This is a genomic window from Gillisia marina, assembly GCF_000258765.1.
Classification (GTDB): domain Bacteria; phylum Bacteroidota; class Bacteroidia; order Flavobacteriales; family Flavobacteriaceae; genus Gillisia; species Gillisia marina.
On sequence record NZ_AJLT01000003.1, the window covers coordinates 95,865 to 116,607 of the forward strand.

At 36.3% G+C, this 20,743-nt stretch carries 15 protein-coding genes and 3 pseudogenes; 15 read left to right on the plus strand and 3 right to left on the minus strand.

Features of this window, described 5'->3' with window-relative positions:
• Positions 1-12 precede the first annotated feature (12 nt).
• The 5 genes from ON07_RS01220 to ON07_RS01240 all read left to right on the plus strand — a co-directional run bounded on the left by ON07_RS01220 (position 13) and on the right by ON07_RS01240 (position 8,479).
• A complete protein-coding gene (locus ON07_RS01220; protein ID WP_010227535.1) occupies positions 13-1,587 on the plus strand; it encodes a DUF4270 domain-containing protein in 1,575 nt (524 codons plus the stop codon).
• Between the two features lie 3 nt (positions 1,588-1,590).
• A complete protein-coding gene (gene glmS / locus ON07_RS01225) occupies positions 1,591-3,441 on the plus strand; it encodes a glutamine--fructose-6-phosphate transaminase (isomerizing) (RefSeq protein ID WP_010227537.1) in 1,851 nt (616 codons plus the stop codon).
• 155 nt (positions 3,442-3,596) lie between these two features.
• On the plus strand, positions 3,597-6,290 hold the full coding sequence (locus ON07_RS01230; RefSeq protein WP_010227539.1) for a TonB-dependent receptor: 2,694 nt from the start codon (positions 3,597-3,599) through the stop codon (positions 6,288-6,290).
• A gap of 303 nt (positions 6,291-6,593) precedes the next feature.
• Positions 6,594-8,105, plus strand: coding sequence for a F0F1 ATP synthase subunit beta (atpD, locus tag ON07_RS01235; protein ID WP_010227541.1), 1,512 nt, complete (start codon positions 6,594-6,596; stop codon positions 8,103-8,105).
• Positions 8,106-8,191: 86 nt separating this feature from the next.
• Positions 8,192-8,479: a FoF1 ATP synthase subunit delta/epsilon gene (locus tag ON07_RS01240; RefSeq protein WP_010227543.1), complete on the plus strand. Its 288-nt coding sequence runs from the start codon at positions 8,192-8,194 to the stop codon at positions 8,477-8,479.
• Between the two features lie 419 nt (positions 8,480-8,898).
• Here ON07_RS01240 and ON07_RS01245 read toward each other — a convergent pair whose 3' ends face one another.
• Complete coding sequence (locus ON07_RS01245; protein ID WP_029331303.1) at positions 8,899-10,644, minus strand: M61 family metallopeptidase; 1,746 nt, start codon at positions 10,642-10,644, stop codon at positions 8,899-8,901.
• A gap of 161 nt (positions 10,645-10,805) precedes the next feature.
• Between ON07_RS01245 and ON07_RS14095 the strand changes: the two are divergent.
• From ON07_RS14095 to mnhG, 7 genes and pseudogenes are all read left to right on the plus strand, one after another.
• A pseudogene (locus ON07_RS14095) lies at positions 10,806-13,111 on the plus strand (putative monovalent cation/H+ antiporter subunit A).
• A 31-nt stretch (positions 13,112-13,142) separates the two neighbouring features.
• Positions 13,143-13,555 (plus strand): annotated as a pseudogene (locus ON07_RS14100) (Na+/H+ antiporter subunit B).
• Positions 13,556-13,558: 3 nt separating this feature from the next.
• On the plus strand, positions 13,559-13,912 hold the full coding sequence (locus ON07_RS01260) for a Na+/H+ antiporter subunit C (RefSeq protein WP_010227545.1): 354 nt from the start codon (positions 13,559-13,561) through the stop codon (positions 13,910-13,912).
• Positions 13,909-15,440 (plus strand): annotated as a pseudogene (locus tag ON07_RS14105) (proton-conducting transporter transmembrane domain-containing protein). Before ON07_RS01260 ends, ON07_RS14105 begins: the two are co-directional and overlap by 4 nt.
• Positions 15,430-15,906 carry a Na+/H+ antiporter subunit E gene (locus ON07_RS01270; RefSeq protein WP_010227548.1) on the plus strand — a complete coding sequence of 159 codons (477 nt, stop codon included), beginning with the start codon at positions 15,430-15,432 and terminating at the stop codon, positions 15,904-15,906. The pseudogene ON07_RS14105 and the gene ON07_RS01270 overlap by 11 nt, the downstream one beginning before the upstream one ends.
• Complete coding sequence (locus ON07_RS01275) at positions 15,903-16,175, plus strand: cation:proton antiporter (RefSeq protein ID WP_010227549.1); 273 nt, start codon at positions 15,903-15,905, stop codon at positions 16,173-16,175. Before ON07_RS01270 ends, ON07_RS01275 begins: the two co-directional genes overlap by 4 nt.
• Positions 16,172-16,591 (plus strand): monovalent cation/H(+) antiporter subunit G, encoded by a 420-nt coding sequence (gene mnhG / locus ON07_RS01280; protein ID WP_010227550.1) that lies wholly within the window; start codon positions 16,172-16,174, stop codon positions 16,589-16,591. Before ON07_RS01275 ends, mnhG begins: the two co-directional genes overlap by 4 nt.
• Before the next feature lie 8 nt (positions 16,592-16,599).
• On the opposite strand, the gene ON07_RS01285 is transcribed toward mnhG, so the two are convergent.
• A complete protein-coding gene (locus ON07_RS01285) occupies positions 16,600-17,028 on the minus strand; it encodes an MgtC/SapB family protein (RefSeq protein ID WP_010227551.1) in 429 nt (142 codons plus the stop codon).
• Positions 17,029-17,063: 35 nt separating this feature from the next.
• On the opposite strand from ON07_RS01285, the gene ON07_RS01290 reads away from it, so the two are divergent.
• Positions 17,064-18,224, plus strand: a complete 1,161-nt coding sequence (locus ON07_RS01290; protein WP_010227553.1) for an aminotransferase class I/II-fold pyridoxal phosphate-dependent enzyme — start codon at positions 17,064-17,066, stop codon at positions 18,222-18,224.
• Positions 18,225-18,325: 101 nt separating this feature from the next.
• On the opposite strand, the gene ON07_RS17560 is transcribed toward ON07_RS01290, so the two are convergent.
• Positions 18,326-18,511 (minus strand): hypothetical protein, encoded by a 186-nt coding sequence (locus tag ON07_RS17560; RefSeq protein WP_155807110.1) that lies wholly within the window; start codon positions 18,509-18,511, stop codon positions 18,326-18,328.
• Positions 18,512-18,630: 119 nt separating this feature from the next.
• Between ON07_RS17560 and bioD the strand changes: the two genes are divergently transcribed.
• Entirely contained in the window at positions 18,631-19,257 is a 627-nt protein-coding gene (gene bioD, locus ON07_RS01300; RefSeq protein ID WP_010227555.1) for a dethiobiotin synthase, read from the plus strand.
• Between the two features lie 220 nt (positions 19,258-19,477).
• The gene (gene bioA / locus ON07_RS01305) at positions 19,478-20,743 is read left to right on the plus strand and encodes an adenosylmethionine--8-amino-7-oxononanoate transaminase (RefSeq protein ID WP_010227557.1); all 1,266 of its coding nucleotides are present in this window, start codon (positions 19,478-19,480) and stop codon (positions 20,741-20,743) included.

The window sequence follows — 20,743 nt, forward strand, 5'->3', positions numbered from 1 at the left end:
AATTTATACCGAATGATTTTTTTGAAAAGAGCACGCTTAGCACCAATAGCATTGCTATTGGTTTTGGCATTTATCTCATGTGATGACGATTTTAATACCATTGGTGGTAGACTAGTTGGTCAATTTGATTCCATTCCATTGTATGAGGCCGGTGTAACTGGGTATAGTAAGAAGATTGGTCCAGTTCAAACCAATGGACTGCCTGCAAATTTATTAGGGGTTTATAATGATCCTGTTTATGGGCAGCAAGTAGCAAATGTTTTAACTCAATTATCTTTAAGTACAATAAATCCGCAATTCGGGACAGATCCTGTGGTAGATAGCGTTGTGATTACACTTCCATATTTTAGCACTGCATTAGAAGCAGGTGAAGATGGAAATACAATTTATGAATTGGATTCTATTTTTGGTAATTCTCCATATAAATTGACGGTTAGCAGATCTAATTTTTTCCTTAATAACTTTGATCCGGAAGCAGATTTCGCATCGGTTCAAAAATATTATTCAGATCAAGGGCCTGCTTTTGAAAATAACTTAATTGGAGCTCCTTTGTATACGAATGAGAGTTTTTCGCCATCAGAAGAAGAGGTGATTTACGCTGAATTCAATGAGCAAAATGAGCTGGATACAGTACGCGCTACTCCAAGACTTAGAGCGAATTTACCGGTACAATTTTTTCAAGACAATATTATCAATAAGCAAGGTTCCTTAGAACTTTCAAATAATAATAATTTTAATAATTTTATTAGAGGACTTTATTTTAAAGCTGAACCTATTAATTCCAATGGTAATATGTTGTTGCTAAATTTTGCTAATTCAGAGGCGGGGATTACTATATACTATAACTCTCAAATTGTGGATGCTTCAGATTCTGACGGAGATGGAGACACTACTGAAATGATAGGACAGCCTGCTTCCTATAAGTTAAATTTTGGACCAAATACTGTAAATGCATTTTCTCAAGATTTTCCATCGGGAATGGCTTCAGAAATTACTGAAACAAATGCTGAAGCAGGAGCTGAAAAATTGTTTTTAAAAGGAGGTGAAGGTGTGGTTTCTCTAATCGAATTGTTCGAAGATGAAGTAGAACTGGCAGAATTAAGAGCTAATAACTGGTTGATCAACGAGGCAAACTTGACTTTCTTTGTAGATCAAGACAGAGTGCAAAGTGGGGAATCTGAACCGGAAAGGATTTACTTATACAATTTAAAAACCAACGAGCAATTGTTCGATTATTTAATAGATCCTACCTTAAATAATGAAAACCCTTTAAATTCCATTACATCACATTCAAGTAGATTGGAAAGAGATGAAAATGGAGCGGGCGTTAGCTATAAAATTAGAATTACCGAGCATGTGAAGAATATTTTAAATAACGATTCAACCAATGTAAGATTGGGATTGGTGGTTACTCAAAATATTAATTTAGTTAGAAGTTCAGCTTTAAAAACTGCAGTAGATAGTATTACTAGAGTTCCAAGAGCATCGGTTATATCTCCGGAAGGAACCGTGTTGCACGGGAACTTATCTTCTGATGTAGATAAAAGATTAAAATTCAATATTTATTATACAGAATCAAACAATTAGAATATGTGTGGAATTGTAGGTTATATAGGGCATAGAGAAGCTTATCCTATAGTATTAAAAGGGTTACATAGATTAGAATATAGAGGTTACGACAGTGCTGGAATCGCTCTATTTGATGGAAATGAACTTAATCTTTGTAAGACAAAGGGGAAAGTAGCAGATCTTGAAACTAAATTTAATTCTACGACTTCTACCAAAGGAAATATTGGAATTGGTCATACAAGATGGGCTACCCACGGTGTTCCAAATGACGTGAATTCACACCCGCATTACTCTAATTCTGGAAATTTGGTGATAATCCATAATGGGATTATAGAAAATTATTCTTCTCTAAAAAAGGAGTTGATAAAAAGAGGTTATACATTTCAAACTGACACCGATACAGAAGTATTGGTAAACCTTATTGAAGATGTAATGATCAATGAAGATGTGATGTTAGGGAAAGCTGTTCAAATAGCCCTTAACCAGACAATCGGTGCTTACGCAATTACTGTTTTTGATAAAAGAAAAGAAAATGAGCTTGTGGTTGCCCGTTTAGGGAGTCCATTGGCAATCGGAATTGGAGAAAATGAATTTTTTATAGCATCCGATGCTTCTCCATTTATTGAGTTTACAAATAATGCTATTTATCTGGAAGATGGAGAAATGGCTGTGGTAAGACTTGGTAAAGAAATTAAAGTAAGGAAAATACATGATGACTCTTTAGTAGATCCATATATTCAGGAATTGCAACTGAATTTAGAGCAAATCGAAAAAGGAGGATACGAGCATTTTATGCTGAAGGAGATCTATGAGCAGCCTAACGCTATTACGGACACCTACAGAGGTCGAATGTTAGTAGATGAAGGCATTATTAGAATGGCTGGGGTCGATGATAATATTGAGCGTATTTCTAAAGCCAAAAGAATTCTTATTGTTGCTTGTGGAACTTCATGGCATGCAGGTCTAGTGGCGGAATATATTTTTGAGGATCTTGCTAGAATCCCTGTAGAGGTTGAATATGCTTCAGAATTTAGATATAGAAACCCTGTTATATATGAAAATGATGTGGTAATTGCTATTTCTCAAAGTGGAGAAACGGCAGATACTATGGCCGCTATAAAGCTTGCTAAAGAAAAGGGCGCCTTTGTATTTGGAGTTTGTAATGTTGTAGGTTCTTCAATTTCTCGAGAAACTCATGCAGGAGCTTATACTCATGCAGGTCCGGAAATCGGAGTTGCTTCCACCAAGGCTTTTACTACGCAAATTACGGTGCTTACTTTAATGGCGTTAAAATTAGCGAAACATAGAGGAACAATTTCTGATACCGACTTTAGACATCATCTACAGCAATTAGAAGCAATTCCGGCTAAAATTGCTAAAGTTTTAGAAACCACAAACGAGCACACAAAAGAAATTGCTTTTAAATATAAAGAAGCTACAAACTGCCTTTATTTAGGTAGAGGATATAATTTTCCTGTTGCTTTAGAAGGAGCTTTGAAGCTAAAGGAAATATCTTATATCCACGCGGAAGGATATCCTGCTGCAGAAATGAAGCATGGACCTATTGCCTTGATAGATGAACAGATGCCGGTTGTGGTAATTGCTACCAAGATGGGGCATTACGAAAAAGTGGTGAGTAATATTCAGGAGATAAAATCTAGGAAAGGAAAGATTATTGGGATTGTTACTGAAGGGGATGAAGCTGTAAAAGAACTTGCAGATTACGTAATTGAAGTACCAGACACCATAGAGTCCTTAACTCCATTATTAACTACTATCCCAATGCAATTGCTTTCTTACCATATTGCAGTGATGCTTGGTAAAAATGTAGATCAGCCAAGAAACTTGGCTAAATCTGTGACTGTAGAATAGTTAACAATCCTGTTAATAGATTATTATAGTATCCTGATTTTAAGGTGTTTTATTGACTAAATTGTTAATATAATCACCTTAAAATCAGAATATGAAAAAATCATTCACTGTTATCTTTTTTTTTGTGTTGTATTGCTACTTACGCCCAAACCACGGTGACGGGACGTATTGTAGATAACAATAACTCACCGGTTTTAGGTGCTAATATCCTAGTACCCGAACTCTCTGAAGGAACCGTTTCAGATTTAGATGGAAACTTTAGTCTTACCGTTTCTCAGGATCCTCCATTTACCCTCCAAATTAGTAGTGTTGGTTTCGAAACCGTTCGGGTTCCAATAACTTCTTCAAACCAGATTGTAGATGTCACTTTGTTGGAAGGAAATGATTTAGATGAAATAGTGGTTTCTGCATCCAGAACTCCAGAAAGAATTTTTGAATCTCCGGTTACTGTAGAGCGTTTTGGGATTAAGGAAATCAAAAACACTACAGCTGCTACTTTTTATGCGGGATTAGAAAACCTTAAGGGAGTAGATATTAACACGAGCAGTTTAACTTTTCAATCTGTGAATACCCGTGGTTTTGCAACTTTTGCAAATACCAGATTCGTGCAATTGGTAGACGGAATGGATAATTCTTCTCCAGCTCTTAATTTTGTTCTTGGAAATTTATTGGGTATGACTGAACTGGATGTAAATAGTGTCGAACTTCTTCCAGGAGCTTCTTCAGCACTATACGGTGCGAATGCCTTTAATGGAATTTTATTCATGACCAGTAAAAGCCCATTCGATTTTCCGGGAATAAGCGCTTATTATAAGCAAGGTGTTACATCTCAGGATGCCGCAGGAACAAACCCGGTTTACGATCTTGGTGTTCGTGTTGCCCACAAATTTTCAGATAAATTTGCAGCCAAAGCAAACTTCTCTTATTTAAAAGGAACAGATTGGTATGCCGATAGTGAGGTAGATGTGTTAGATCCCGGAAACACAAGAGCAGATCCTAACTATGATGGATTAAATACTTACGGGGATGATTTTTTTGTAAATATTAGAGGTGTAGCTCAATCTTTAGCTGCTGCAGGCCAGATTCCTGCTGAGGCGGTAAGTTTAATTCCTAATCAAAATGTAACAAGAACAGGTTATGCCGAAACTAGTCTTACCGATTATAAGGCAGAAAGTATAAAATTTGATGCAGCGCTTCATTACAGGCCTTTTGCAGATGATTTTGAAATAAGTTATTTAGGAAAAGTCGGAATTGGTTCTACCATCTACCAAGGAGCTAGTAGATATGCTTTAAAAGATTTCTTTTTACAGCAGCATAAAATAGAAGTAAGTAATGATAACTTCTTTGTGAGAGGATATATAACCGATGAAGATGCAGGTGATTCCTATGACACGCGATTTACGGCTGTCAATATAAACAGGTTCTGGAAATCAGATCAGCAATGGTTTGGGCAATATACAGGAGCTTTCTTGCAAGGAACCCTTGGGGGGCTTTCTGAAGCTGAGGCGCATGCCTTGGCCAGACAAACAGCTGATACAGGAAGATTTATTCCCGGGACAGCGGAATTTCAAAATGCTTTTGATCAAGTAATCAAGGATCCAGATCTTCTAACAGGATCTAAATTCCAGGATGCAACTCAATTAAGGCATGTAGATGCCAATTATAACTTTTCTCATATTACTCAAGATTTTGCCGATATCCAGGTTGGAGGATCTTATAGACAATATAAGCTGAATTCCTTCGGAACAATTTTTACTGATATAGATGGTCCGATAAAATATTCTGAATATGGTATCTATACCCAAATTCAGAAAAAATTAATGGAAGAAAGATTGAAGTTGACAGGTTCTATTAGATATGATAAATCTGAATTATTTGATGGGAACTTCTCTCCAAGACTTTCTGTAGGCTATACTGCAGGAGCCGAAAGATCTCATAATTTAAGAGCCTCTGTACAAACAGGATTTAGATATCCAACAACTCAGGATCTATTTATTGGTTTAGATGCCGGAAGAGCTATTTTAGTAGGATCGGCTGAATCTAATTTAGATAGAGATGTTAGAACCTTTACGTTAAGTGGGGTTGGCGCTGGAGTTACGGGTAGTCAAACTGTTGACATTCTTGGTAGAGCAGCTTATGAAAATTCTTTTTCATTAAATTCAGTGTTAACTGGAGCTCCTGCTAAATCTGATGTAGAGATCGTTAAGCCGGAAAAAGTAACTGCTCTTGAAGTTGGGTATCGTGGGAGAACTGGAAAAGTAATTATTGATGTAAACGCATATTATAATATTTACAAGGATTTCATTTCCAATGAAACGGTATTGGTGCCTTTTTATGGGGAAGTTGGAGATAATTCTCTTTCCTTATTGGCCTTACGGCAAAATGATTTCAAGGCTTATCAAACCTATACCAATTCTTCAGCAGATGTGAAATCTTATGGAGCAACTTTTGGCTTGGGAACTAAGGTGTTTGGAAATTACGATTTGGATGGAAATTACACCTATTCCGAAGAAGATTTTGACCAGTCCTCTGCGCCGGACTTTAGAACCAGCTTTAATACACCAAAACATAAGGTGAAAATTTCCTTTGGGAATACAGAGGTATTTACCAATTTTGGTTTCAATGTAAACTATAGATGGAGTGATACTTATCTATGGCAAGGTACGTTTGGAGACGGTAAAGTTCCTGCGTATTCTGTAGTAGATGCCCAAGTGAATTATAAAGTGCCTTCTATTAAATCTGTTTTCAAGTTGGGAGCAACTAATATTGGCGGGAATGAATATTTTACCGCTTTTGGAACAGGGCATATTGGTCAGCAATATTACGCATCAATTACCTTTAATAACTAAGGATGTAATCCTTCAGAAAAATCAATTCTCTAAAAAAGCTCTTTATCATAAATTGGTAAAGAGCTTTTTTTATTAACTGAAAAAATTATTGGTTTCCAGTAAATTATGCATTTTTGAAGGCCTTTCTTGGAAATAAGATTACCCAATTTCAATAAAATTAGATTCAGCAAAAAAAAGTTGTGTATAAGGCTATATGATTTTATAAAGAAAAAACTATATTTGCAGCCTGAAAATAGGTTTAGATAAATTCTATTTATCGAACATTTTTTGAAGATTTCAATATTAAACATAAAGAATTAGATAATGTCTAAAATCACAGGTAAAGTTGCACAAATTATAGGCCCTGTAGTTGATGTAGTTTTCAACACAGATAACGCTGATTTGCCAAATATTTACGATTCCCTAGAAATTACCAAAAAAGATGGTACTCTTTTGGTTCTTGAAGTACAATCACATATTGGTGAAAATACGGTAAGAACTGTATCTATGGATTCTACAGATGGATTAAGTAGAGGTGTAGAAGTTGTTGCAACTGGAGCGCCAATACAAATGCCAATAGGAAAAGATGTTTACGGACGTTTATTCAACGTTATTGGTGATCCTATTGATGGATTGGATGTATTGCCAAAAGCAGGTGAAGCTGGTTTGCCAATTCACCGTGATTCTCCAAAATTTGAAGACTTATCTGTATCTACAGAAGTATTATATACAGGAATTAAAGTAATAGATCTAATCGAGCCTTACGCAAAAGGTGGTAAAATTGGTTTATTTGGTGGAGCCGGAGTTGGTAAAACCGTATTAATTCAAGAATTAATTAACAATATTGCAAAAGGTCACGGTGGACTTTCAGTATTTGCTGGAGTTGGAGAAAGAACTCGTGAAGGAAATGACCTTTTAAGAGAGATGTTGGAGTCTGGTATTATTAAATATGGAGACGAATTCATGCACTCTATGGAAGAAGGTGGATGGGATCTGTCTAAAGTAGATAAAGCTGCTTTGAAAGATTCTAAAGCAACTTTCGTATTTGGACAAATGAATGAGCCACCAGGAGCACGTGCACGTGTTGCGCTTTCTGGACTTACTATTGCTGAATTTTTCCGTGATGGAGCAGGAGATGGACAAGGAAAAGATGTACTTTTCTTCGTAGATAACATCTTCCGTTTTACACAAGCAGGATCTGAAGTTTCTGCACTTCTTGGACGTATGCCATCTGCGGTAGGATACCAACCTACGTTAGCAACAGAGATGGGAGCGATGCAAGAGCGTATTACTTCAACTAAAAACGGATCTATTACATCTGTACAGGCGGTTTACGTTCCTGCAGATGATTTAACAGATCCAGCACCGGCAACAACGTTTGCTCACTTAGATGCAACAACGGTACTTTCTCGTAAGATTGCTGAGCTAGGTATTTATCCTGCGGTAGATCCTTTGGATTCTACTTCAAGAATTCTAACTGCTGCTGTTTTAGGTGATGAGCATTACAATTGTGCACAAAGAGTAAAAGAGTTATTACAGCGTTATAAAGAATTACAAGATATTATTGCTATTCTTGGGATGGAAGAACTTTCTGAAGAAGATAAGCAAGCAGTATATAGAGCTAGACGTGTACAGCGTTTCTTATCTCAACCTTTCCACGTAGCTGAACAGTTTACAGGATTAAAAGGAGTATTGGTAGATATTAAGGAAACCATCAAAGGATTTAACATGATCATGGATGGAGAATTAGATAAATACCCGGAAGCTGCATTTAACCTTAAAGGTTCTATTGAAGAAGCTATTGAGGCTGGAGAAAAAATGTTGGCTGAATCGTAAAATAGTCTTGAGAAGTGAGCTATTAGTAGTGAGAATTAACTCCAAAGCTAATTACTCAATACTCAATACTCAATACTAAAAAGAATATGTATTTAGAAATAGTTACTCCGGAAGCAGTTGTATTTGGTGCAGAAGTAGTGTCAGTTAGAGTTCCTGGAATGGATGGTGAATTTCAGATGTTAAATCATCATGCTGCAATTGTTTCACTTTTGGTAGAAGGAGAAGTAAAGATAGATCTAGCTTCGGCAACTCCTGAAATGCTTAAGAAACTTCCTTCAGCTTTTAGAAAAGAAGCTAATAATGTACTTTTCTACCCTATTAAAGGTGGTGTATTGGAAATGAAAGATAACAAAGCGATCTTATTAGCTGATTAATCCCTATTTGAGGATTAAATTTCTGAAGAGATTTAATTATTTATAAAATTATATTTAAAAAGCCTGTTGAATTTCAACAGGCTTTTTTTTTGTTCCATATAATTTAAAGTATCCAGAAGGCCACATTTCGACAGGCTCAATGTGACAGCCTAATGTCATCCTGAGCCTGTCGAAGGATCTTAATGAAACAGGATCATATTAATTGGAGAGCCCTGCTTTCGTCGAGATGACAGATAAACCGAAATGTCTAGTTGAAAAGCACTTTGTAATTTTCTTCACATTTCGATAAGCTCAATGTGACAATTCAATGTCATCCTGAGCCTGTCGAAGGATCTCTCCAGATTTAACTATTCGAAATACGGCGGCAGATTATAATCTAGTCACAATAACTGTCAGGATTGTCGAGGGATTTTACCTTTCTACTTCGTTGCCAACCATGCTTCTCTTGCTTTTTGAGCTTTTTTATCGGCATTTTCATCAATACTAATGGTGTATGCAGGATCTTTAGAAAGTGTCACTTTTGTGTTTTCCTCTTTGGCGTGTCTTATAAAAGAAAGTTCTAGTGCTGTTCCCGGTTTACTTTCATTCATTATGGTTTCCCATCCTTTTGTAGAGGATATAGGTTTTCCATTTACGGAAGTGATGATATCTCCGCTGTTTAAATTCGCATTATAAGCTGGGCTTCCAATTTTTGGATTGCTGCTTATTTGAACTTTATTTTCATTTGCTTTCAGTGATGCTCCAAAATATCCTTTTTCATCATCTTGGCTTAATTTTAATCCTACAGTTTTAAAAAGCTCAGTATACTTTGGCATGTCGCTTTCATAAATATAGTTTCCGAAGAAATTATTTGCAATCTCTGCACCTGCATAGTTTTTCAGGCTTTCATGCAGATCTTCGATAGTATATGAAACCTCTGTTTTTCCGAAGGTATTCCAAACCTGCTTCATAAAATCGTCTAGGTTTAATCCGTTGTTTCTTAATTCCAGATCTAAAGCCAATCCAAGAACGCTTCCGTAGGAATAATAGGAGATAAAGGTGTTTTCTCTATTCACTGGATCTACAGAAGTTGCAGCATCTACAAAAGGAGCTTGATAGCTCATCTCTATTGGGTTGAAAAATTGATGTGCAGGTGAATTCCAAACATAGTTAAACGTACCATTTAAACTCTTCACGTATTCTTCTGCAGTCAAAATATTTGCTCTGTGAAGGATAAGGTTGGTATAATAACTCGTAAATCCTTCAGCGAACCAAAGAGAACCAGACATGTTTGCTTTAGAAAAATTGAAAGGTTCTAAATCGAATGGTCTAATTCGCTCTACATTCCATGCGTGAAAAAACTCATGAGAAACCGTCCCTATATTCCCCTTCATTCCGCCATCGGCTAAGGCATCAGTATCCGTTAAGATTGTGCTATTTCTGTGTTCCATCCCATCTCCGGATACATTTGGAAGATAACAGGCGATAAAAGTGTACGTTCCATAGTCGAATTCCGGTAGTTCGCCAAACACTTGCCTTTCCTGTTCTACAATACGTTTTACCTGATCGAAGTAGGTGTCAAATTCGGCATCTGTTCCATTATGATGTAATGCAAAACGAATATTTTCCCCATCCATTTTAAACTCTATTAAGCTGAAATTACTTAATTCGGTTGGGCTATCCATGAAATAATAAAGATCTGGAGCCATAAAAGTGTTTTCCTTTATCGGTTTGAGTTGGGTTGCAACTTTCCAGTTGGAATTCTCGGGAGCGTTGAAAGTTATTTCTATAGGCCTATGTTCCAATTCTTCGGCATACATAAAAGTAGCCGGCATATTTAAATGCGCGTGGGTGTTGTCTATTTGAGAATAGGTGCCATCTGCGCGATTTGCAAAAAGAAGGTATTCTATATTCACAGTGCCATCATGCCCTGAAACATTCCAGGAATAAGGATCTTTTCTGGTCACCATCAATTTCTCTCCTTTGCTATTTGTAGCATGAAAGCCATATACATTTTTTGCAAATTCATGGATGGCATATCTTCCCGGTGACGACCTGCTCATAGAAACTACAAGTTCATGTGATTTTACATTTGGAAAACTGATTTTTACTTTTGCTTCGTGATGAATCGCATTCTCGAAAGAAATTTCGTAGCTATTAATTTGTGCAAAAGAGAAAGCTGTAATTAGAAAGAAAAAAAATGAATTTTGGCATAGCGGATTGTTGATTTAGCCCCTAAAATAGGGAAAATAAAAATCTAAGTAATTAATTATTAAACTAAATTCCTCGCTCCTATTCCTCGATAATAACTATTATATTTGCATTAAATTGAATTTTAAAGTTATCTATGCTTTCAGCCATACTTTTAGGGTTTGTATTTTCTTTATTCCTGGTTCTTACCGGGAAATTTTTTAAAGGGAAATTTTCTATTCTGGCGGCAGGGGTGCCATTGGCGCTATTTTTATATTTTACTCAGTTTATAGGGCAAATCTCCAATGGAGAAGTAATCTCTGAATTCCATTCTTGGATTCCGGCTTTCGGAGTAAACCTTGGGTTTACCTTGGACGGACTCTCCCTTCTGTTTTCATTAATGATTACCGGAATTGGTTTTCTGGTGTTTGTATATACTTCAGCATATTTAAAGAATCATAAATATTTAGATCGGTTTTATGGGTATCTAAGTATGTTCATGGCTGCAATGCTTGGTCTTGTGCTTTCAGATAATCTCATTTCTCTTTTTGTTTTTTGGGAATTAACAAGCATCACCTCTTTTTTCTTAATTGGATTTAATAACACCAACCCAGAATCCAGAAAATCGGCCTTAATAGCTTTAGCGATAACCGGAATTGGCGGCCTTTCTTTATTGGTTGGAGCCTTGTTTTTGGGTTCTATTACCGGAACTTATAGCATTGCTGAAATGCTAACAATGAATCCGGAGATCGCGTCGAATCCCTACTATATTTTAATCGTACTCCTTGTTTTCGGAGCAGCATTTACAAAGTCGGCACAATTCCCATTTCACTTCTGGTTACCGGGAGCGATGAAAGCCCCAACTCCTGTTTCTACCTATTTGCACTCTGCAACGATGGTAAAGGCTGGAATCTATCTTCTAATGAGGATGACTCCTGTGTTGGGAGATCATGAATTTTGGAATACCAGCTTAATTATTGTTGGAGCAATCACAATGGTTTATTCGGCAATTCATACCCTTTTTAGAACAGATCTAAAAGGAATTTTAGCTTATTCAACAATTTCAGCATTAGGAATTTTGGTGTTTTTAATAGGCCAAGGTACTTCTGAAGCACTAACAGCAGCAGCGGTTTTTATCATCGTTCATGCGCTATATAAGGCTACTTTATTCCTCGTTACCGGAATTATAGACCACCAAGCCGGCACTAGAAATACTACCATTTTGCGCGGATTAAGAAAAGTGTTATTTCCGGTGGCAATTGCAGGATTTTTAGCGGCACTTTCCAGTGCGGGTATTCCTCCTACAATTGGATTTATAGGAAAAGAACTCACATATGAATCTACTTTCCATTTTGAGAATATGGCGATCTTATTGATGGGATTAATTGTGATCACAAAAATATTGTTGCTTTATGCTGGCTTTGTTGCTGGAATAAAACCGTTTACGGGAGCTTTACCCGAGAGATTTCAAAACACTAAAATGCCTAGTTTTTTAATGTGGCTGCCGCCGCTGTTATTGGCTCTCGCTTGTGTTGTTTTTGGAATTTTCCCTGGGCTAATTGAAGGTCCCTAGTTAAACCGATGGTTAGTTCTATGGGCTTAAATAGTGGTGAGATTCATTTAAAATTATTTCACGGCTTCAATATCATTTTATTACTAAGTGTGATAACAATTGCTTTAGGTACAGTTTTATATTTTACGCTTCAGCCATCAAACAAGCTTAAAATTTGGATTCAAAAATTTGAAAAGTTTTCTCCACAAACTATAATCACCAACTCATGGTCTTTCTTCTATAGGTTTTCTAACGATTGGACCAATCTTTTTCAGAATGGATATTTAAGAAACTATGTTTCTACAATAATGGTGTTCACAATCGTGCTGATAGGTTATGCATTGTTTAGAACAGCCACATATTCTGTAGATTTCAACTCTTTTTCACCCATTACAGTGTATGAAGCATCTACTTCTCTTGTAATGCTCATTGCTATTGGATATACGGTGTTTACACGATCTAGATTGGCTGCGGTTGCTGCAATGGGTATTATTGGATATGCAATTTGTATCTTATTTGTAATTTATAGTGCACCAGATCTTGCAATGACTCAGTTTTCTATAGACACGCTTACGGTGATACTTTTTGTACTGGTACTTTATAAATTACCAAAGTATTTAAAGTTGTCAGACTATAGAATGAGGATTCGGGACGGAGTTCTTTCTTTAACTTTTGGTACGATAATCACATTACTGATTTTGGAGGTTCTGGCAGAACCAATAAGTAGTGAGGTAAGCGATTATTACGCTCAGAATGCTTATTTGACGGCACATGGGAAGAATGTGGTGAACGTTATTTTAGTTGATTTTAGAGGGGCAGATACAATGATAGAAATTTCTGTATTGGCAATTGCGGCAATTGGAGTTTTTGCTTTGCTGAAGTTAAGATTGAAAAAATCTGATCAGCGATAATTGCTTCTGAAATAGATAAAAACGAATAGTCATGAAAACAATAATTTTAAGAACAGCATCCACATACCTTTTGCCGGTATTGCTGTTGTTTTCAATATTTATACTGCTAAGAGGGCATTACTCTCCAGGAGGAGGCTTTGTAGGTGGTTTGATAGCATCTATCGCCTTTGTGCTGCATTCCTTTGCTCGAGGATTAGATAACACCAAAGAACTGCTTAGAATGCATCCGGCTTTTTAATGCCGATAGGTTTAGCTTTAGCGTTTTTAGCCGGTGTTACACCAGTGATTCTTTTTGATCTGCCATTTATGACAGGCTTATGGTACCCAGATCATTTACCGGTTTTAGGTTCCTTGGGTTCCGCCTTGTTTTTTGATTTAGGCGTTTACTTAGTGGTTGTAGGGGTAACCTTAACTATAATATTTACAATTTCAGAATCTGCTTAAACTATGGAAGTACTTTTAGCGATAATGATCGGAATTTTATATGCTGCAGGAATTTACATGATTTTACGTAGAAGTCTTGTTAAGCTAATTCTCGGAATTATTATTTTAGGGAATGGGGCAAATTTGCTCATATTTCTACTCGGAAGAGTGGTAAAAGGAAGCCCACCGATTATTCCGGCAGATTCAGATGTTTTTCAATCTGTTTACGCTGATCCTGTTCCGCAAGCACTTATATTAACCGCAATTGTAATTAGTTTTGGATTGCAGTCTTTTGCAATTATTTTGGTGAAAAGAGCTTACAAGGTGGTTAAAACAGACGATTTAGATGAAATGAACGCAATAGATAAAGATTCATGACACAACAGCTAGTACTATACCCCCTATTGCTTCAAATGTTTTTAAGCATCGTTTTGATGTTTTGTTGGACAAAAATTTCATGGCAGCGTGTAATCAGTATCATTGGAAGCCTTATTAATGTTGGAGTTTCTATTTGGTTATTCAGCTATATCTGGGAAAATGGAACTCAAATTGTTCAGGCTGGAAATTGGAAACCACCCTTTGGGATCATCTTTGTAGCCGATACTTTTTCGGCCACGATGGTTCTGTTAACCGCAATTTCGGGACTAGCTGTGTCTAGTTTTTCATCTGCTTCAGTAGTAGCAGCGAGATTAAAATTTGGCTATTTCCCGATCTTTCATTTTCTATTATTAGGGCTGAATGGAGCATTTTTAACAGGTGATATTTTTAATTTATATGTTTGGTTTGAAATTATTATAATCTCCTCTTTTGTACTTATTACCCTTGGAGGTGAAAAAGCACAATTAGAAGGTTCAGTAAAATATTTTACCCTTAATATTTTGGCTTCCATGATTTTTCTTACCGCCATTGCAGTACTATACGGTCTTACAGGATCGCTTAATATGGCAGACCTTGCCATAAAGATTGCGGCAATAGATAATCGTGGATTGGTAGAAATCACCGCGATTTTATTTCTGGTCGCCTTCGGAATTAAAGCAGCGGTTTTTCCGCTGTATTTTTGGTTGCCGGATTCCTATCATACTCCACCTTCTGCAATAGCAGCAATATTTGGAGGCTTATTGACTAAAGTTGGGGTTTATGCACTTATCCGGGTATTCACTTTGATATTTGTGGACGATCTGTTTTTAGAGAACATTATTTTAATTGTTGCTGTACTTACTTTATTTAGTGGTGCCTTAGGTGCATTGGTTCAGAATAATATTAGAAAAGTATTCTCTTACCTCATTATTTGTCATATTGGATATATGATAGCCGGGTTGGGTCTTTTTACTGAAGTCGCCATCGCAGGAACTATATTTTATCTAATCCATGATATTATTGTAAAAACGAATCTTTTTATGGTTGGGGGTTTAATATTTAGAATCCGTGGAACAAATAGTATTAGGGATCTAGGAGGATTGTATGCAGATTATCCAAAATTAAGTCTATTGATAGCAATTCCCTTATTCTCACTAGTTGGGATTCCTCCATTATCTGGTTTTTGGCCAAAAATTTCATTGGTAATTGCTGGTTTCGAAGCTGAACAATGGTGGGTTGTAGGAGCTATTATCTTTGCAAGTTTAATGACACTTATAGTTGTAGCAAAGGTTTGGGCTGCAGTTATTTGGAAGGACAAGAAGGAATTACCGGTACGACTGAATTTTAGGTATTTCGATAAATTAAAAACAATTAGAAAGCTCAGATGATAACGCCTATGATATTTTTATCATTGGTATCTTTGTATATTGGATTTGGTGCAGAGCATATTCAGCAAGTATCAACCAGAGTAGCAAGCGAGCTGATAGATAATAACCAGTACATTGAATCGGTTTTGGGAAAAGAGCAAATTATAGGTCATGAAGAATAGATTTTTATCCAACATAATTTTAATGGGTATTTGGGTGGCTCTTACAGGAGAGTTCACACTTGCCAATTATTTGTTTGGATTCGCTTTTAGTTTCTTCACGATGAGAATGATTACTACAGGCTCAGGAAATGCAAAGTATTTTAAGATCTTGCCAAAAGTGATCGCTTTTATATTTTTCTTCCTATATGAACTTGTTAAGGCAAATGTACAGGTAGCTTACGAGGTAATGACACCTCATTATAACATGAGCCCCGGAATTGTGAAAATTCCGCTTTCAGCCAAAACGAATGTGGAGATTACACTTCTTGCAAATATGATAACCCTTACTCCTGGTACGTTAAGTTTAGATGTTTCAGACGATCGTAAGGTGTTATATGTGCATTCTATGTACATAACTTCTAAAGAGAAATTCATACATAGTATCAAGAACGGATTCGAAAAACGTATACTAGAAATATTAAGATGACATTACACGAGTTTATTTTTTACATCGTAGTTCCTATCTTATCGATTTCGGTACTGCTAATTCTATGGAGGTTTTTAATAGGTCCAAGTATAGTAGATAGAATTATAGCTTTAGATCTTATTGTTACTACAGGAATTGGATTTATTGCCGGATATAGCATTCTAACCAATAGGCCATCTTTTTTAGATGTCGCAATGATTTTGGCGCTTATTGCATTTTTGGGGACAGTCGCATTTTCGTATTATATTCAAAAAAGAAATAAAAAATGACAGATATTCTTGTTGCAATATTCTCACTTTCTGGAGCTATCTTTATTTTGTTAGCGAGTATTGGCCTTTTAAGAATGCCGGATGCTTACTTAAGAATATCGGTTACTACAAAAGCTGCTACTTTGGGGATTGGATTGTTGCTTATTGCCGCTGCCATTCATTTTCAGGATTTTTCGATCGCTACTAGAATATTAGCAATTATCCTTTTTATTCTACTTACAGCACCTATTAGCGGCCATTTAATAGGAAGGGCTAGTTATTTTTCCGGAGTAAAATTGTGGAAGGATTCTATTATGGACGATATGGATGGTAAATACAATAAAGCCACTCAGGAATTAAAAAGTGAAGATGTAGAGGAATTAAAGAAACGCGAGAAAAAGGAAAGGAAACTCATCAAGAAAAACCCGGCAAAATAATTTCTTTGCTAATTTTTATTTTTCTTCTGAAGTAATTTTCGCTCCAAAACTCCGAAAGTATAGTTTATAGAGATTATAATCACACAGATTACCGCTAACTCTTTATACATTTCTAAAGCTGCGAGACAACCTGCACCGGCGCTACACCAAATTGTTGCGGCTGTGGTTAAGCCTTTTATACTTCCTTTTTGCTGAAGGATCGTACCCGCGCCAATAAACCCTATCCCACTTACTACTTGCCCTAGAACTCGAGTGATGTCTACAAATTCCTCCCCTTTAAAAGTTAAAGAAGCCAATACAAATACACTGGCGCCCAACGCTACTAAGGCGTTTGTTTTAAGTCCGGCACTTTTACCTCTTATTTCCCGCTCCGCACCAATCAATAATCCTGCAAGTGCTGCTAAACCAACCCGAATACTAAATTCTAGCAATTCCATATTTTTTAGATTTATGAATGTTGTAATTTAGCGCGATGCATAAATTTCCATTAAAATTAGAGAAAAAACTCCTCGAAAGAAAGCACCAAAATGCCTTTAGAGAATTGGGTTCTTCCAATAATTTAATAGATTTTGCTTCTAACGATTATTTGGGATTAGCAGGCAATTCAGAAATATTCTCTAGAACCCAAAAAATTCTAGAAAAGCATGGAATGCTATTAAATGGAGCAACCGGTTCGAGATTACTTTCAGGAAATCATAAATTATATTCCCTTGCAGAAAAGCAAATCGCCGATTTTCATAATGCTGAAAAAGCGCTGATCTTTAATTCGGGTTACGACGCCAATATTGGTTTTTTCTCTGCCATTCCCCAAAAAGGAGATTTCATTTTTTATGATGAATTGGTACATGCTTCCATTCGGGATGGAATTAGGATGAGCAATGCAAAAGCTTATAAATTCAAGCACAATGATGTTGAGGATCTTCAGAAAAAGCTGAGCTTAATTATTAAGGAATCAAATTCTGAAGTTTACATTATTACCGAATCAGTGTTTTCTATGGATGGCGATAGTCCAGACATAAAGGCTTTTGTGAATTTTACTGAAAAGGGGAATTATCATTTAGTGATAGATGAAGCGCATGCGGTTGGAGTCTTTGGTGAGAACGGCAGAGGATTGGTTCAGGATTTAGGATTGGAGAAAAGAATATTCGCTAGAATTGTCACTTTTGGAAAAGCACTTGGAGTTCATGGGGCGGTAATTTTAGGAAGCGATTTGCTTGTGCAGTATTTAGTGAATTTCTGCAGAAGTTTTATTTACACCACGGCACTTTCGCCACATTCCATAGCTGCTATTATTGCTTCTTATGAAGCTTTGGAGATGCTGGAAGCCTCAAAAATTTCAAAATTAAAACAACTTCAAGAGAACATAGAGTTTTTTATGACAGAAATACAAAGATTTAAACTTCAGCAGTATTTTATAAATAGCAATTCTGCGATACATTGTTGTATAGTTTCCGGAAATGATGAGGTTAAAAATATAGCAGATAAAATTCAGAATAAAGGTGTTAATGTAAAGCCTATTTTAAGTCCTACAGTGCCAAAAGGAGCAGAAAGACTTCGATTTTGCTTGCATAGTTTTAATTCAAAAGAGGAGATAAGGGATGTTCTAGAACTATTGGCTACTTTTATAAAATGAAAGAGACCTTCTCTAAAATAGCCGTTTTTCAATACTCTTCAGAAGCACAAATAATCAAATCGAGATTAGAGGCAGAAGGGATCGAAGTTTTTTTTATACGATCAGTTCACAGTAGATACAGATCCTTTAGTAAGCCATGCGATTGGAGGAGTAAAACTGAAGGTTTGGCGGGAAGACGAGGATAAGGCTTTGGAGATCTTAAACAGCATTAGCGAATATTCTTTAGATGATAATGGGCAAGAAATTGAGTGCCCAATATGTGGTAGATCAAAAGTGGAACTTTTCACTAATGTTAGAGGTTTTAAATCAATGTTCTTTTTTCTGTTTTCTTTTTTAACTTCTGCTTTACCAATTTACACACGCTACGAATACAGGTGTGAAACCTGTAAACAAAAATTTAATTTAAATGAATAACACTTATTTTATAACGGGGATAGGGACAGATGTTGGAAAATCTATCGCATCGGCAATCATTACAGAATCCTTAAAAGCAGATTACTGGAAACCTATCCAGGCAGGAGATTTAGAAAATAGCGATTCAAAAAAGGTCGAAAACCTGATTTCTAACGAAGAAAGTTTTTTCTATCCGGAAGCTATTAAGCTGAATACACCCATGAGTCCGCATGCAGCAGCAGAAATAGACGGAGTGAAGCTTAACAGCAAACAAATAAAACGTCCGGAAACTTCTAAAGATCTTGTTATTGAAGGAGCAGGTGGTTTGTTGGTGCCAATGAATTTAAAAGAAACTATAGCAGATCTTATTTTGCCTACAGATAAAATTATTCTGGTCTCTAGACATTATTTGGGCAGTATTAATCATACGTTGCTAACTATTGAAGTGCTAAAAAATAAAGGCTTCGAAGTTGCAGGAATTATTTTTAACGGAGATGAAAATGAAAGTACCGAAAAAGTGATTTTGGAAATGACAGGTGTCAAATTTATAGGGAGAATCGACAATGAGCCATATTTTGATCGAAATGTGATCAAGGAATATGCAGATATTTTTCGAGATAAACTTCAGTCCCTTAAATAATAAGGTTCACAGAGGTCTCGACTCCGCTCGATCAGACAACGTACTGTCCCCTCGAGCGTCTCGATAATTATCGGGAGAGAGGTGTAGGTTTTCGATAAGCACTCTTGAAAATCATGTAATAAAAAGCTATTACGGCTGTATTTTAAAATCAAGTTACAGAGGAAGGATCGGTACATTCAGCAAAAAATCTCTATAAAAAACATATCCAAAACATTAAAGAATGACATTATCTGAAAGAGACAAAAAACACCTTTGGCATCCCTTAACTCAGCATAAAACTTCTCCAGAGACCCTTGCAATAGCAAAGGCAAAAGGCGTAAAATTATGGGATGAGCATGGGAAGGAATACATAGACGGAATTTCCAGTTGGTACACATCTATGTATGGGCATTGCAATTCGTTTATAACAGATAAAGTTGCTAAACAAATGCAACAATTGGATCAAGTGGTTTTTAGCGGATTTACACACGAACCTGCAATAAAGCTTTCTGAGGCTTTGATAAAAATTTTACCGGCGAATCAGGAAAAATTATTTTTCAGCGATAATGGTTCTACCGCTACTGAAATTGGGATCAAAATGGCCTTGCAATATCATTTTAATCTGGGGAACAACAGGAAAGTGATGCTAGCTTTCGAAGAAGGCTTTCATGGAGATACTTTTGGTGCCATGTCGGTTTCAGGACTTTCGGTTTACAATGGTGCTTTCGAAGATCATTTTTTGGAAGTGGTTCGAATCCCAACTCCGAATGGAGAGAATAATAATGAAGTTTTTCAGCAATTAAGGAATTTAATAAAAGAGCAAGCCATAGCAGGTTTCATTTATGAGCCTTTAGTACAAGGAGCTGCAGCGATGAAAATGCATGATGCAACCGGTTTAAACACAATTTTAAAAATTTGCCGAGAAAATGAGATTATTACCGTGGCAGATGAGGTGATGACAGGCTTTGGAAAAACCGGAAAGAATTTTGCCTCAGAATATATGGAAGAGCAACCCGATATTATTTGCATGTCTAAGGCTTTAACGGCAGGACTACTTCCCATGGCCATTACGTCTTGTTCCATGAAAATATATGATGCTTTTTATTCTGAAGACATTTCAAAAGGCTTATTTCATGGCCATACATATACTGCAAATCCATTGGCTTGTACAGCTGCTTTGGCAGGAATAGAATTATTAAATTCAGAAGAGATTCAGCAAAATATTCAGGAAGTGATTCAATCGCACGCTGGATTTTTGAAAGAAATCAAAGATCATCCAAAAGTTACAAACCCACGACAATTGGGCGTAATCCTCGCTGTTGAACTGAATGTGGAAATGGAGCGATATGGCAACCTAAGAAATAAACTCTTTCAGCATTTTATGGAAAATGGAGTGTTTTTGAGACCTCTAGGAAATACCATCTATATTCTTGCGCCTTATGTAATCTCGCAAGAAGAGCTCCAAAAAGTATATAATTCCATCCGTTCTGCCTTAGAAATATTTTAA